12 protein-coding genes are annotated in these 13726 nt (G+C 66.0%); 11 read left to right on the top strand and 1 reads right to left on the bottom strand.

Annotated elements, in window-relative coordinates:
- The first annotated feature begins 77 nt into the window (after positions 1-77).
- The 6 genes from lptD to ACCQ13_RS03310 all read left to right on the top strand — a co-directional run bounded on the left by lptD (position 78) and on the right by ACCQ13_RS03310 (position 7217).
- The gene (lptD, locus tag ACCQ13_RS03335; RefSeq protein WP_159406638.1) at positions 78-2507 is read left to right on the top strand and encodes an LPS-assembly protein LptD; all 2430 of its coding nucleotides are present in this window, start codon (positions 78-80) and stop codon (positions 2505-2507) included.
- Entirely contained in the window at positions 2504-3904 is a 1401-nt protein-coding gene (locus tag ACCQ13_RS03330) for a peptidylprolyl isomerase (protein WP_104602677.1), read from the top strand. Before lptD ends, ACCQ13_RS03330 begins: the two co-directional genes overlap by 4 nt.
- A gap of 4 nt (positions 3905-3908) precedes the next feature.
- Complete coding sequence (gene pdxA / locus ACCQ13_RS03325) at positions 3909-4880, top strand: 4-hydroxythreonine-4-phosphate dehydrogenase PdxA (protein WP_104602678.1); 972 nt, start codon at positions 3909-3911, stop codon at positions 4878-4880.
- Positions 4881-4984: 104 nt separating this feature from the next.
- On the top strand, positions 4985-5773 hold the full coding sequence (gene rsmA, locus ACCQ13_RS03320) for a 16S rRNA (adenine(1518)-N(6)/adenine(1519)-N(6))-dimethyltransferase RsmA (RefSeq protein WP_104602679.1): 789 nt from the start codon (positions 4985-4987) through the stop codon (positions 5771-5773).
- A 33-nt stretch (positions 5774-5806) separates the two neighbouring features.
- Complete coding sequence (gene apaG / locus ACCQ13_RS03315) at positions 5807-6190, top strand: Co2+/Mg2+ efflux facilitator ApaG/CorD (protein ID WP_159406637.1); 384 nt, start codon at positions 5807-5809, stop codon at positions 6188-6190.
- A 28-nt stretch (positions 6191-6218) separates the two neighbouring features.
- Positions 6219-7217: a symmetrical bis(5'-nucleosyl)-tetraphosphatase gene (locus ACCQ13_RS03310; RefSeq protein ID WP_104602681.1), complete on the top strand. Its 999-nt coding sequence runs from the start codon at positions 6219-6221 to the stop codon at positions 7215-7217.
- Positions 7218-7292: 75 nt separating this feature from the next.
- Here ACCQ13_RS03310 and sfnG read toward each other — a convergent pair whose 3' ends face one another.
- A complete protein-coding gene (gene sfnG / locus ACCQ13_RS03305) occupies positions 7293-8396 on the bottom strand; it encodes a dimethylsulfone monooxygenase SfnG (protein WP_104602682.1) in 1104 nt (367 codons plus the stop codon).
- An 843-nt stretch (positions 8397-9239) separates the two neighbouring features.
- Here sfnG and msuE point away from each other — a divergent pair.
- The 5 genes from msuE to ACCQ13_RS03280 are packed head-to-tail and all read left to right on the top strand — an operon-like array spanning position 9240 to position 13639.
- A complete protein-coding gene (gene msuE, locus ACCQ13_RS03300) occupies positions 9240-9803 on the top strand; it encodes an FMN reductase (RefSeq protein WP_104602683.1) in 564 nt (187 codons plus the stop codon).
- A 47-nt stretch (positions 9804-9850) separates the two neighbouring features.
- A complete protein-coding gene (ssuD, locus tag ACCQ13_RS03295; protein ID WP_159406636.1) occupies positions 9851-11014 on the top strand; it encodes an FMNH2-dependent alkanesulfonate monooxygenase in 1164 nt (387 codons plus the stop codon).
- Positions 11015-11025: 11 nt separating this feature from the next.
- Entirely contained in the window at positions 11026-12030 is a 1005-nt protein-coding gene (locus ACCQ13_RS03290) for an aliphatic sulfonate ABC transporter substrate-binding protein (RefSeq protein WP_159406635.1), read from the top strand.
- Positions 12031-12038: 8 nt separating this feature from the next.
- Complete coding sequence (locus ACCQ13_RS03285; protein ID WP_159406634.1) at positions 12039-12887, top strand: ABC transporter permease; 849 nt, start codon at positions 12039-12041, stop codon at positions 12885-12887.
- A complete protein-coding gene (locus ACCQ13_RS03280; RefSeq protein ID WP_159406633.1) occupies positions 12884-13639 on the top strand; it encodes an ABC transporter ATP-binding protein in 756 nt (251 codons plus the stop codon). Before ACCQ13_RS03285 ends, ACCQ13_RS03280 begins: the two co-directional genes overlap by 4 nt.
- The last annotated feature ends 87 nt before the right edge of the window (positions 13640-13726 follow it).

The raw sequence follows: 13726 nt of genomic DNA, 5'->3' as shown, positions 1-13726 counted from the left end.
GGTTCCAGGCCGGGTTCTTCATTGCCCCTATGCCGGGTATACGTCAAGCTAGCGACCATTTTATTGGTTGAACCCGCGTGCGCCGAGCTCTTCGCCTGTTGCCCCTGCCCTTGAGCATTGCCATCTGCCTCCCGGCCATGGCCGTTGACAAGCCGTTGAACTGGGGACTGTGCCCGGCCGTGGATCCGCTCCCAGGTTTCGACGGCGCGCCCGCGCCCGATCCCAAGGCCGCCGAGATACGTCAACAGCTGCCCACCGACATCGAAGGCGACCAGCTGTCCGGCACCAGCACTACGCCGCAGTACCAGGGCAACGTGGCGCTCAGGCGTGGCGACCAGTTCCTGGGCGCCGACAGCCTGCGCATGGACACCGAGACCGGCAACTACATCGCCGAAGGCAACGTGCGCTACCAGGACAGCTCCTTCCGCATGGTGGCCGACCGCGCCGAAGGCAACCAGGACACCGATAGCCACAAGGTCACCAACATCCAGTACCAACTGGTGGACCGGCGCGGCAACGGCGGCGCCGAATCCGTGGACCTGCAAGGCCAGGTCGGCCAGATGCACCGTTCGACCTACACCACCTGCGACCCGTCGCAGCCGATCTGGCGCGTGCGTGCGCCGGAGATCGACGTGGACAACGAAGAAGGCTTCGGTACTGCGCGCAGCGCCGTGCTGCAGATCGGCAAGGTGCCGGTGCTGTACTTCCCGTGGTTCAAGTTCCCCATCGACGACCGCCGCCAGACCGGCTTGTTGTTCCCGCAGTTCGGCCTGTCCGGGCGTAACGGCTTCGACTACCTGCAGCCGATCTACCTCAACCTGGCACCGAACTACGACGCCACCCTGCTGCCGCGCTACATGAGCAAGCGCGGTTTGATGTTCGGCACCGAATTCCGCTATCTGTACGAAGGCGGCCGCGGCGAGATCACCGGCAACTACCTGCCCAACGACAACCTGCGCAAGAAGGACCGCGGCAGCGTCTTCTACACCGGTTATCACAACATCGACAGCCACTGGCAGGCGCGCAGCAGCATCGCCTGGGTCAGCGACACCCGCTACGTGGAAGATTTCACAAGCCGCATCAACGGCATGGGCTCGGCCTCCAGCCTGCAGAGTACCGCAGGCATCTATGGCACTGGCGAGACCTGGACCGCCGGCCTGATGGCCGACCGCTGGCAGCTCACCGACTACACCCTGGACGAGCAGGCCCTGCCCTACAACCGCCAACCACGCGCCTATTTCACCTGGGAAAAGCCGCTGGGGATCTTCGAGGCCGGGGTGTACGCCGAGGCGGTGCGCTTTACGCATGACGATTCGTACCTTGTGGTGCCGCCAAGAAACCGAGGCAGCAATCGTGAGGAAGGCGACGACTACGTCCGCACCAATATCCGCAACAAGGAATACGGCAGCGGTTCGCGCCTGGACATCAAGCCGTACATCTCGATGCCGTTGTCGGGCGCGGCCTGGTTCATGACCCCGACCGTGGCCTGGCGTTACACCGCCTACCAGCTGGACTCGACCCTGGCCAACACCGCGCCGCTGACCGGCAACCGCACGCCTACGCGCAGCCTGTCGATCGCCTCGCTGGATGCTGGCCTGTATTTCGACCGCGAAACCTCGCTGTTCGGCAGCAATTATCTCAATACCCTGGAACCGCGCATGTACTACCTGTACGTGCCGTATCGCGACCAGGACGACCTGCCGGTGTTCGACACCCGCCCGTTCACCTTCAGCTACGGGCAGCTGTTCCGCGACAGCCGCTATACCGGCGCCGACCGCCAGAACGATGCCAACCAGCTGACCCTGGCGGTGACCTCGCGCTGGCTGCGCCAGGACGACGGCCGCGAGAAGCTGTCGCTGAGCGCAGGCCAGATCCTGTACTTCAACGACTCGCTGGTCACCATCAACAACAGCACCAACGCCGCCGCCGGCAGCGAACAGCCCATCGAGCAGGGCAAGTCCGCCTGGGTGGCCGACGCCAACTACATGATCAACGACCGCTGGTCGATGGGCGCTACCTACCAGTGGAACCCGAACTCGCGCAAGGAGGATCTGGCCAGCCTGCGCACGCGTTACCTGCTGGGCAACGACGGCATCATCAACCTGGCCTACCGCTACCGGCGCAACCTGATCGACGAAACCGACCAGCTCAAGCAGGCCGATTTCTCGTTCCTGTATCCGATCAACCCGAGCTGGAGCGCGGTCGGCCGTTACTACTATTCGCTGCTGGACCGCAAACCGCTGGAAATCATCGGTGGCGTGCAGTGGGACAGCTGCTGCCTGGCCGTGCGCGCGCTGGTGCGCCGGTTCGTGCGCAACCGCGATGGCGAGATGGACAACTCCATCCAGTTCGAGTTCGTGCTCAAGGGCTTGAGCTCGTTTGGCCAGAACACGGACCGCACCTTGCGCCGTGCTATTCTCGGCTATTACCGCGACGACCTGTACCTGGTCCCGCCCAGCAACACCACGACCAATCCGGACGATTACGATCCGAACCTGATTCCATGACCAAGCCTTTCTCCGTTGTTCTTGCCTCGTTGCTGGCCCTCGCCAGCGCGGTCCCGCCGCTGGCATCGGCGCAGCAGTCCCAACCACTGGACCGTATCGCCGCCATCGTGGACGAGGACGTGGTGCTGCAGAGCGAGCTTGATCGCGCCGTGCGCAACGTCAAGTCGCAATATGCCGGCCGCGAGAACCAGTTGCCGCCCGACGATGTGCTGCAGCGCCAGGTGCTCGAGCGCCTGGTCCTGGTCAAGCTGCAGGTCGGTCGTGCCGACGGCAGCGGCATCCGCGTCAGCGACGAAGAGCTCAACCGCGCCATTGCCAGCATTGCCCAGCAGAACGGTACCAGCGTCGATGGGCTACGCCAGAAGCTGGCGGCCGACGGCATGGGCTACAGCGATTTCCGCAACTCGGTGCGCGATGAAATCATCGTGCAGCGCCTGCGCCAGAGCTTCGCGCAGAGCCGCATCAGCGTCAGCGAAGGCGAAGTGGATAGCGCGCTGGCCCAGCAGGCCACCACCGGCAGCCAGTATCACCTGGCGCACATCCTGGTTGGCCTGCCGGAAGGCGCGACCGCCGAACAGATCGCCACCGGCCAGAAGAAGGTCGATGGCGTCAAGGCCTTGATCGACAAGGGCGAGCTTGACTTTTCGGCTGCAGCGGTGCGCTATTCGGACAGCCCCAATGCACTGGAAGGCGGCGATCTGGGCTGGCGCAGCCTGGACGAAATTCCCAATGCCTTCGCACAGTTGATCCGCGACATGCAGCCAGGCCAGGTGGCCGGCCCGCTGCGTGGCCCCAGCGGCTTCCAGCTGCTCAAGCTGGTGGAAATGCGCGACGCCAATGCCGGCGGCGAAAAGAAGATGGTGACCGAGTACAACGCGCGGCACATCCTGGTCCGCATCGGCGACAACCAGACCGAAGCCCAGGCCAAGGCCAAGATCGACACGCTGCGTGCGCGCATCACCGGCGGCGCCGATTTCCAGGCAACGGCCAAGGAATCCTCCGAAGACACCAACAGCCGCAGCCAGGGCGGCGACCTGGGCTGGTTCCCGGCCGATGCCTTCGGCCCGGATTTCGGCAAGCAGGTCGAAGGCCTGGCCGACGGTGCGGTGTCCGAACCCTTCCGTACCCAGGCTGGTTGGCATATCGTTCAGCGCGTCGGCAGCCGCCAGACCGACGTCAGTGCCGATAACCAGCGCGGCCAGATCCGCGAGACGATCGGCCGTCGCAAGCTGGAAGAAGAGTACAACCGCTACCTGCAGGAACTGCGCGGCGAAGCCTATGTGAGCTACCGCAGCGGCGACCGTGCCGACGGCAATGCCACTGCCGAGCCGGACAAGGCGAGCAAGCCGGCAGAACCGGCTGCCCCGACCCCGCCGTCGGCACAGCCGGCGCGCTAAGCCGATGCCGGTCCCGTCGCTCGCGCTGGTGCCAGGCGAGCCGGCCGGGATCGGGCCGGAGCTGTGCATCCGGCTTGCCCAACGGCCGCGTTCGGATGCGCACCTGATCGCCTATGCCGATCCAGATACCTTGCACAGCGCCGCACAGGCGCTGTCTTTGTCTGTGCGGCTGCTCGATCCCGACCAGCCTGCACGGGCACCCGGCGACCTGCCGCTGTTCCCGATTCGCCAGGCCATCCCGACCCGCTTCGGCACACCTGATCCGGCCAATGCCGCGGCGGTGATCGCCGGCCTGCGCACCGCTGCCGGGAACTGCCTGGCCGGGCGCCTGCAGGGTATCGTGACCGGGCCGGTGCACAAGGCGGTCATCAACGCCGGCGGCATCGCCTATACCGGCACCACCGAGTTGCTGGCCGAGCAGGCCGGCTGCCCGGTGGTGATGATGCTGGCCAACCACATCGTGCGCGTCGCCCTGGTCACCACCCACCTGCCGTTGCGCGCGGTGGCCGATGCGATTACCGCCCAAGCGCTGGCGCAGTGCCTGCGCATCACCCACACCTCGCTGCAGCGCGACTTCGGCCTGCCTGCGCCACGTATCGCCGTGCTCGGGCTCAACCCGCATGCGGGCGAGGATGGCCACCTGGGCCGTGAAGAACTGGACGTCATCATTCCGCTGCTGGCGCAACTGCGCGGCGAAGGCTTGCAGCTGATCGGTCCATTGCCGGCAGATACCGCCTTCCTGCCGCAGAAACTGAGCGGCTTCGATGCGGTGGTGGCGATGTATCACGACCAGGGCCTGCCGGTGCTCAAGTACAGCGGCTTCGAGCAAGCAGTCAATATCACCCTTGGCCTACCCTACCCGCGCGTGGCGGTCGATCACGGCACCGCGCTGGAACTGGCCGGGCGCGGCATCGCCGACCCGTCCAGCCTGATGGCGGCAACCGCGCTGTGCGCCCGGCTGGCGGCGCGCGGCTGAGCAGACGCCGCAGCACTGCCACGTGGCCTGGCGCGCCCTTGGCCGCACACTGCAGCGCTGGCACCGACACCGCGTGCGGCCGCCGGCTCCGTTAAACTGCGTGGATGAATTCTTCCTTCAGCGCACCGGCCAAGAAGTCGCTCGGCCAGCACTTTCTTGCCGACCGGTATTACATCGACCGGATCGTCCAGGCGGTGGACCCGCGCGCCGGCCAGCACCTGGTCGAAATCGGCCCCGGCCAGGGCGCCATCACCTTCCCGCTGCTGCGCAAGCACGGCGCGTTGACCGTGATCGAGTTCGATCGCGACCTGATCGCCCCGCTGACCGAGACCGCCGCGCCGATCGGTGCGCTGAACATCATCCACCGCGACGTGCTCAGCGTGGACTTCACCGCGCTGGCCAATGGCAGCCCGATCCGCCTGGTCGGCAACCTGCCCTACAACATCTCCTCGCCGATCCTGTTCCATGCGCTGGACCACGCTGGCGCCGTGGCCGACATGCACTTCATGCTGCAGAAGGAAGTGGTCGACCGCATGGCCGCCGGCCCCGGCAGCAAGGTGTATGGCCGGCTGAGCGTGATGTTGCAGGCGTACTGCGAGGTCACTGCGCTGTTCGTGGTGCCGCCTGGCGCGTTCCGGCCGCCACCGAAGGTGGACTCGGCGGTGGTGCGGCTGGTGCCGCGCGACCCGGCCACGGTAGAGATCACCGACCGGCGCCGTTTTGCCGATGTGGTCCGCGCCGGCTTTGGACAGCGCCGCAAGACCTTGCGCAACGCCTTGTCCGGGGTCTGCGATGCGGCGCAGTTCGAGGCCGCCGGCGTGCGCCCGGATGCCCGCGCCGAACAACTCGAGGTCACCGATTTCATCCGGCTGGCCAATGTCGAGCCGACGTGAGCGCGGCTCCCACACTCTATTTAGACTTTTCGTATGCACGATGATCCACGCTACCGGATCGAGGTGGAGGTGTTGCCACGCTTCCTCGCCCAGCAATCGGTCCCCGACGAAGGCCGCTACACCTTCGCCTACAACGTCCGCATCCTCAACGCGGGCACCCTGCCTGCACGCCTGATCGCCCGCCACTGGCAGATCACCGACGCCGACGGCCGCACCGAGCAGGTCGATGGGCAAGGCGTGGTCGGCGACCAGCCCTGGCTGCGGCCGGGCGAAACCTATGACTACACGTCCAGCATGGTGTTGGGCACCGAGCATGGACAGATGCAAGGCCACTACGACATGGTGGCCGACGATGGCACCGAATTCATCGCCCCGATCGCCGCCTTCGTGCTGAGCGTACCCAGGACGCTGCACTGATGACGGCTGGACTGATGGAGCGAACGCGATGAGCGTCTGGGCAATTGGCGACCTGCAAGGGTGCTACGACGTTACCCAGCGATTGCTGGAGAAGATCAATTTCGACCCGGCACAGGACACGCTGTGGTTCTGCGGCGATCTGGTCAACCGCGGTGGGCAATCGCTGGAAACGCTGCGCCTGGTGCATTCGCTGCGCGCGCACAGCGTGGTGGTGCTGGGCAATCATGACCTGTCGCTGCTGGCGATCGGCGCGCGCTCGGAAGAAGAGCAACGCAAGGTCAATCCGGACCTGCAGCGCGTTGTGCTGGCCGAAGACCGCGACGTGCTGCTGGACTGGCTGCGCATGCAAAAACTGGCGCATGTGGACCGCACGCTGGGCTGGATGATGATCCATGCCGGGCTGGCGCCGAAGTGGACCACGCAACTGGCCGAAAAGCATGCGCGCGAGGTCGAGCAACAGTTGCAGGGCAGCGGCTACCGCAAGCTGCTGCGCAATATGTACGGCGACCAGCCCGGCTGGTCGCCGGGCCTGAGCGGCTACGAGCGCAGCCGCGCCATCATCAACCTGTTCACGCGCATGCGCTATTGCACCCCGCGCGGGCGCATCGCCACCGAAGACAAGGGCACGCCGGGCACGCAGGCCCAGGGGCTGTACCCCTGGTTCGAGGTACCGGGCCGGGTCGAGCGCGATCTGAAGATCGTCTGCGGGCACTGGTCGGCGCTGGGGCTGACGATTACCCAGGGTGTGCATGCCATCGACACCGGCGCGGTCTGGGGCGGCAAGCTCACTGCGCTGCAGCTGGACACCGAAGAACTGTGCGTGGTGCAGGTCCCGGGACGTGAAGTCACCGCCCCGGCGACACCGGCCGCGCACGCCCCTCGACGTCCGCGCGAAGGCCAGGGCCGCCAACGCGGGCGTGGACGTGGACGTGGCGGAAACGGCGGTGGTGCTGGTGCCAATGGCAAGGGCGCCCCCCCCGCTGCCGGCGCCCCAGGCGCTGGTGGCGCACGCCCGGCCACCGAATAAGTCTGCCTGGCGGCCGGCGAATTGGCGAATTGGCGAATTGGCGAATTGGCGAACTGGCGAACTGGCGGCGCAAGATCAGGCCAGCGCCGACTCCGCGCGCTGCGCCTCCAGCGCGCGCACGCGCGGCAGCACTTCGCGGCCGAAATAGTCCACCTCTTCGATGAAATGCAGGAAGCCGCACAGCACCAGATCCACGCCTACTTCCTGCAAGGCGAGGATGCGCTCGGCGATCTGCTGCGGCGTGCCGATCAGGTTGGTGCGGAAACCATCGTTGTACTGCACCAGGTCCTCGAAGGTGGAGGTGGCCCAGTTGCCCTCGCCCTCCGGCGATGCCTGGCCGGCCTGCCGCGTGGCATCGGCGAACGCCTTGACCGCCTCCACATGCGCATGCGCGATGATTTCCTGCAGCACCGCCTGGGCTTCCTGCTCGGTCTCGCGCGCGATCACGAAGGCGTTGACGCCCACGCGAACCGTATGACCATTGGCGGCGGCCTTGGTCTGCAGGTCCTGGATCTGCACGCGCAACTGCTCGGGCGTGTTGCCATTGGTGAAATACCAGTCCGACACGCTTGCCGCATTGTCGCGCGCCGCACGCGAACTGCCGCCCTGAAAGATCTCCGGATGCGGCTTCTGCAGCGGTTTGGGACTGAGGGTGTAGTTGTCGAAGCGGTAGAAGTCGCCATGGAAACTGAAAGCATCCTGGGTCCAGATCCCCTTCAACACCTGGATGAATTCCCTGGAACGCCGATAGCGCTCGTCGTGCTCCAGCCACGGCTCGCCGATGGCATCGAACTCGCCCTTGAACCAGCCGCTGACCACATTGATGGCGATGCGCCCGTTGCTGATGTGGTCGATGGTGGCGATCTGCTTGGCCACCACGGCCGGTGTCCAGGGGCCGGGCAGGATGGCCGCCAGTACCTTCAGGCGCGAGGTGGAGTGCAGCAAGGCCTGACTGAAGGACACCGACTCATGCTGATGCTCGGCGCCATAGCCGGCAGTAAACCGGATCTGGGTCAGCGCGTAATCGAAGCCGGCGTGCTCGGCGGCCTGCGCCAGCCGCACGTTGTAGTCCAGGCTCCAGTCGGTGCGCTGTTCGATCGTGCTGACAACCAGCCCGCCGCTGACGTTGGGAACCCAGTAGGCGAAGGTCAGCGGCGCAGCGTTGGATGAGTGGCTCATTGAAAACTCCTGCGGGAATCGGAGGATTGAAGGGAGAGGACGACGTTGCGCGGCCAGTGACGCATCACCGGGCCCATGGGTGCGGCCAGCGTGCTGCAGTGCGCGTCACTGCACGTGCAGGCAACGCACATCGCGTGCCACGCTTATCCCCGTGCGACATATCCAGATAATCGCCATGCAATCCGCATCGCACGGGCGACGATTGCACGCTGCGTCAAGGCAGCCACCCCGCCCCCCACCAAACCGATACGGCGACACGACGCAGCCAGCGCCGCGACACGAATGCCACCCAATCTGCACGATGGCTTACGGGTATCGGCGATGCGCGCACCACCACCGGCGCTCATTCGACAAACCCGATGGTCGTGACAATTCCCGCCTCCAACCCCGTGTCCGCGACCCTCCCGCAAACACCGGGCCGTATCGAACTAAACAAATCCACTCGCACGATTCACAGCGCATCCCCGGTGGCGCCCATGTGTCGCGCGACGAAAATACACAAACTGCTGATTCGCTGTTTCCCTGCAAACATGTTTGCGGCGCTTATCGCTGCGCGCTCTATGCTCATACCGACGACAGCATAAGGATTGCAGAAAAAGCCACTTGAAACAGCCTGTTTTCTGCAATTTCATTAGCTCATTCTCAAATCTGCTAAGCGCACGCCAATCCCGATGGTGCTTTGCCATTGCACTGCATCGCGCCATGCAGTCAGATGCCATTACCCGCTGCCGGCACATCGACGCAGGTTTCTCCCGCGTTTGTTGTCTGTGCAGCAACAGCGCGACTGTCGCCATGGCACGGAGTTTGCGTGACGGCTCGACACCGCCCCCACAGGAATCTCGCATGCGCACACCATTGAATGTCGTTGCCGTGTCCGGCAGTACCGCGCGCCCATCGCGCAGCCTGGCCCTGGCCGATGCCACCCTGGACGAGCTGGCGCAGCATCTGGCGCTCAAACCCAGCCGCATCCACCTGGGCGATATCGCACGCGCATTGGGAGCGGCGCAGTGGCGCGGCGATGTCGATGCAAGCACCGAACAGGTGCTGCGCCAGATCGAAACGGCAGACCTGCTGCTGGTGGTCGCACCGGTGTATCGCGGTTCGTATCCGGGCTTGCTCAAGCACCTGTTCGACCTGATCGACATGCACGCACTGATCGACACACCGGTATTGCTGGCCGCCACCGGTGGCAGCGAGCGACACGCGCTGGTGATCGATCACCAGCTGCGGCCATTGTTCGCGTTCTTCCAGGCACTGACGTTGCCGATCGGCATCTATGCCAGCGAAAGCGATTTTCGCGATTACCAGGTGGTCGATCCGGCGCTACGCCAACGCATCGCCCTGGCCGCCGAACGCGCTGCCGGCGTATTGGGCGTACGCCCCGACGCGCGACTGCGCATTGCCTGATCCGGTTCGCCGGCGCGAGCCCGGCAGCCCACATTAAGGAGATTGCGATGGAGATGTTCTGGTTCATTCCCACCCACGGCGACAGCCGCTATCTGGGCACCAGCGAGGGCGCGCGCCAGGTCAGCGCCGACTACGTGACCCAGGTGGCCGTGGCGGCCGACACGCTGGGCTATGAAGGGGTCTTGATTCCCACCGGGCGCTCCTGCGAAGACCCGTGGGTGATCGCGTCCAGCCTGATCAATGCCACGCGCCAACTGAAGTTTCTGGTGGCGCTGCGCCCCGGGCTGATGGCGCCCGCACTGGCCGCGCGCATGGCGGCCAGCTTCGACCGCCTCTCCGGCGGGCGCTTGTTGGTCAATCTGGTCACCGGCGGCGACCGCGGCGAGCTGGAAGGCGATGGCGTGTTTCTCGATCATGCCGACCGTTACGACGCCTCGGCCGAATTCATCCGGATCTGGCGCGAGATCATCCGCCACAGCCATGACAGCCAGAGCTACGACTTCGATGGCAAGCATTTGCAGGTCAAGGCGGCGCAACTGCTGTATCCCACCGTGCAGCGGCCGTATCCACCGGTGTGGTTCGGTGGTTCGTCCGATGCGGCGCACGATCTGGCCGCCGAACAGGTGGACACCTACCTCACCTGGGGCGAGCCGCCGGCCGCAGTGGCGCAGAAGATCGCCACCGTTCGCAACAAGGCCGCCGCGCTCGGGCGCACGCTGCGCTTCGGCATCCGCCTGCATGTGATCGTGCGCGAAACCGATGAGCAGGCCTGGGCCGCCGCCGATGCGCTGATCCGTCATCTGGACGATGACACCGTGGAGCGCGCGCAGCGTGCCTTCGCCCGCATGGACTCGGTCGGCCAGCGGCGCATGGCCGCCCTGCATGGGCGTGGCCAGGGCCGCACGCGCGCCGATCTGGAAGTCAGCCCGAACCTGTGGGCCGGGGTTGGCTTGGTTCGCGGCGGAGCCGGCACTGCCCTGGTCGGCAGCCCGCAAACGGTGGTGCAGCGGATCGAGGAATACGCCGCGCTCGGCATCGACACCTTCATCTTTTCCGGCTATCCGCATCTGGAAGAGGCGTATCGCTTCGCCGAACTGGTCTTCCCGCTGCTGCCACGCGCGCGCCGGCAAGCACTGCCCGGGCAACCACTGAGCGGCCCCTTCGGCGAAGTCATCGCCAACACCATCGTGCCACGCGCTGCGGCGCGCTGACCGGAGCACCCATGAAACGACGCAATTTGCTCAAACTCGGAACGCTGGCCGGTGTCGCGCTGGCTGCCCCGCCGCTGTTGTCCAGCGCGGCGGATGCACCACGCAAGATCGCCGTTCCCGAACGACTGCGCATGGATTACGCCTATTACTCGCCCACCTCGCTGGTGCTCAAGCACTTCGGCTGGCTGGAAGCGGCGCTCAAGCCGCAAGGCACCGAGGTCACCTGGGTGCTGTCGGCCGGCAGCAATCGCGCACTGGAGTATCTGGCCGGCAACAGCATCGACTTCGCCAGTACCGCCGGCCTGGCCGCGCTGCTGGGCCGCGCCAACGGCAATCCGGTCAAGTCGATCTATGTGTACTCGCGCCCGGAGTGGGTCGCCCTGGTCGTCGGCAAGCAATCGCCCATCCAGCGCGTGGCCGAATTGAAGGGCAAACGGGTGGCCGCCACCAAGGGCACCGATGCGTATCTGTTCCTGCTGCGCGCGCTACACGAAGTCGGCTTGCACCGAAACGATGTCGAGATCGTCCATCTGCAGCATCCGGATGGGCGCATCGCCCTGGAACGCGGCAACGTCGATGCCTGGGCCGGACTGGACCCGCATATGGCCGCCAGCCAGCTCGAAGCCGGCTCACGGCTGCTCTATCGCAACGTCGCCTTCAATTCGTATGGTTTCTTGAACACCAGCGACAAATTTGCCGCCGCCTACCCCGAGCAGATTCCGCTGGTACTGCAGGCTTATGAAAAGGCGCGCCGTTGGGCGATCGCGCATCCGCAGGCATTGGCCAAGCTGATCGCCGAACAGGCACGGCTCTCGGTGCCGGTGGCGCAACTGCAGTTGCAGCGCACCGATCTCAGCCAGCCAGTGATCGGCGCCGAACAGCTGGCGGCCTTGCGCAGCGCCGCGCCGATCCTGCTCGAAGAAGGCCTGGTGCGGCCCGGAACCGACCTGACCCAGGTGTTGGGCACACTGATCGATCCACGCTATGCCACGCGCGCACGCGTGGTGCAGGGATGACGACCACGATGAATCAGACCTCGCTGCGCCTGTCGCGCACCCTGCCACCCTCCCTGCAGCGGCACTGGCGCCTGCCTGCCGGCAGTCTGGGCCTGGTGCTGCCAGTGACCTTCTTCGCCGCACTGGAACTGTGCTCGGCGTTGGGCTGGACACCACGTCATCTGCTGCCGCCTCCCAGCCAGATCCTGACCACGCTTGCAGACGAAGCCGGCCGCGGACTGGCCGGCCACCTGGGCGCCAGCGTGCTGCGGGTGCTGGTGGGCTTTGCTTTGGGCGCCGGGCTGGGGCTGCTGATCGGCATCGGCGTCGGCTTGAACCGCTGGCTGGAACGCTTGCTGGATCCCAGCTTCCAGGCGCTGCGTGCGGTTCCCAGCCTGGCCTGGGTGCCCTTGTTGTTGCTGTGGATGGGCATCGATGAAGCACCGAAGATCACCTTGATCGCCATCGGTGCGTTTTTTCCGATGTATCTGGGTGTGGCCAATGGCCTGCGCCAGGTCGACCGCACGCTGATCGAGCTGGGCGAGACCTATGGCCTGTCCTGGGGCCGCATGGTGCAGCGGATCCTGCTGCCGGCCGCCCTGCCCTCCATCTTTACCGGGCTGCGTACCAGCCTGAGCCTGGCCTGGATGTTTCTGGTGGCCGCCGAATTGATCGCCGCCACGCGCGGGCTGGGTTATCTGCTGAGCGACGGGCGCGAAACCTCACGGCCGGACATCGTCATCGCCGCCATCGTATTGCTGGCCCTGCTCGGCAAGCTCAGCGACAGCGTGCTCAAGGCGCTGGAAACCCGCACACTGCACTGGCGCGACAACCTGCAGAACCGCCACACCCATCCGCACGCGGCGCACCGGGCATGAGTGCCGGCCTGCAGATCCGGGTGGCGGCAAAACGCTTCGGCGCGCGCCGCGTGCTGCAGGACATCGACCTGCGCGTGGCACCGGGAGAAGTGCTGAGCCTGATCGGCGCCAGCGGCTGCGGCAAGAGCACCTTGTTGCGTATCGTGGCCGGCCTGGAGCGCGACTACAGCGGCGAGGTGCTGCTGGACGGCAAGCGCGTACAGGGGATCGACCGCCGGATCGGTTTCATCTTCCAGGAGCCGCGCCTGCTGCCCTGGCTGGACGCGGCGGCCAACGTCGCCTTCGCCGACGACGCCGGCCTCTCGCCGGCGGCAGCACGGCAGTCGCCGCGCGTGCAGCAGTTGCTGGCCGAAGTCGGCCTGCTCGACCACGCGCAGACCCTGCCCAAGCAACTCTCCGGCGGCCAGGCGCAGCGGGTGGCACTGGCGCGCGGGTTGTACCGGCAACCGCAGGTGCTGTTACTGGACGAACCCTTCAGCGCCGTGGATGCGTTCACCCGCATCCGGCTGCAGGAGCTGCTGCTGCGTCTGGCCGGCGAGCATGGCTTCACCGTGCTGCTGGTGACGCACGATATCGAGGAAGCGGCCTATCTGAGCGACCGTGCCGTCGTGATCGGCGGCCAGCCCGGATCCATCGTGCATACCCAGGTGCTGGACACGCCGCGGCCACGCGACCGCCAGGTGCACGAGGCCACGCTGCGTGCGGCGCGCCAGGAGCTGCTGGCTGCGCTGCACGACATCCATGCAGTGTAGGTCTGTGGTGATCGCCTGCCGACACCTGCCACTGCCCGCCGGCATGCACCCGCACCACCGTGCATCGATCATTTACCTGCGACCCGA

It is taken from the genome of Xanthomonas sp. NCPPB 1638 (genome assembly GCF_041475635.2).
Classification (GTDB): Bacteria; Pseudomonadota; Gammaproteobacteria; order Xanthomonadales; family Xanthomonadaceae; genus Xanthomonas; species Xanthomonas cucurbitae.
This window is presented reverse-complemented; position numbering and strand designations above follow the sequence as displayed.

Bases quoted from the DNA above. Each gene is read 5' to 3' on its own strand.
- ACCQ13_RS03330 (WP_104602677.1), top strand. From the start codon at position 2,504: ATGACCAAGCCTTTCTCCGTTGTTCTTGCCTCGTTGCTGGCCCTCGCC.
- pdxA (WP_104602678.1), top strand. From the start codon at position 3,909: ATGCCGGTCCCGTCGCTCGCGCTGGTGCCAGGCGAGCCGGCCGGGATC.
- rsmA (WP_104602679.1), top strand. From the start codon at position 4,985: ATGAATTCTTCCTTCAGCGCACCGGCCAAGAAGTCGCTCGGCCAGCAC.
- apaG (WP_159406637.1), top strand. From the start codon at position 5,807: ATGCACGATGATCCACGCTACCGGATCGAGGTGGAGGTGTTGCCACGC.
- ACCQ13_RS03310 (WP_104602681.1), top strand. From the start codon at position 6,219: ATGAGCGTCTGGGCAATTGGCGACCTGCAAGGGTGCTACGACGTTACC.
- sfnG (WP_104602682.1), bottom strand. From the start codon at position 8,396: ATGAGCCACTCATCCAACGCTGCGCCGCTGACCTTCGCCTACTGGGTT.
- msuE (WP_104602683.1), top strand. From the start codon at position 9,240: ATGCGCACACCATTGAATGTCGTTGCCGTGTCCGGCAGTACCGCGCGC.
- ssuD (WP_159406636.1), top strand. From the start codon at position 9,851: ATGGAGATGTTCTGGTTCATTCCCACCCACGGCGACAGCCGCTATCTG.
- ACCQ13_RS03290 (WP_159406635.1), top strand. From the start codon at position 11,026: ATGAAACGACGCAATTTGCTCAAACTCGGAACGCTGGCCGGTGTCGCG.
- ACCQ13_RS03285 (WP_159406634.1), top strand. From the start codon at position 12,039: ATGAATCAGACCTCGCTGCGCCTGTCGCGCACCCTGCCACCCTCCCTG.
- ACCQ13_RS03280 (WP_159406633.1), top strand. From the start codon at position 12,884: ATGAGTGCCGGCCTGCAGATCCGGGTGGCGGCAAAACGCTTCGGCGCG.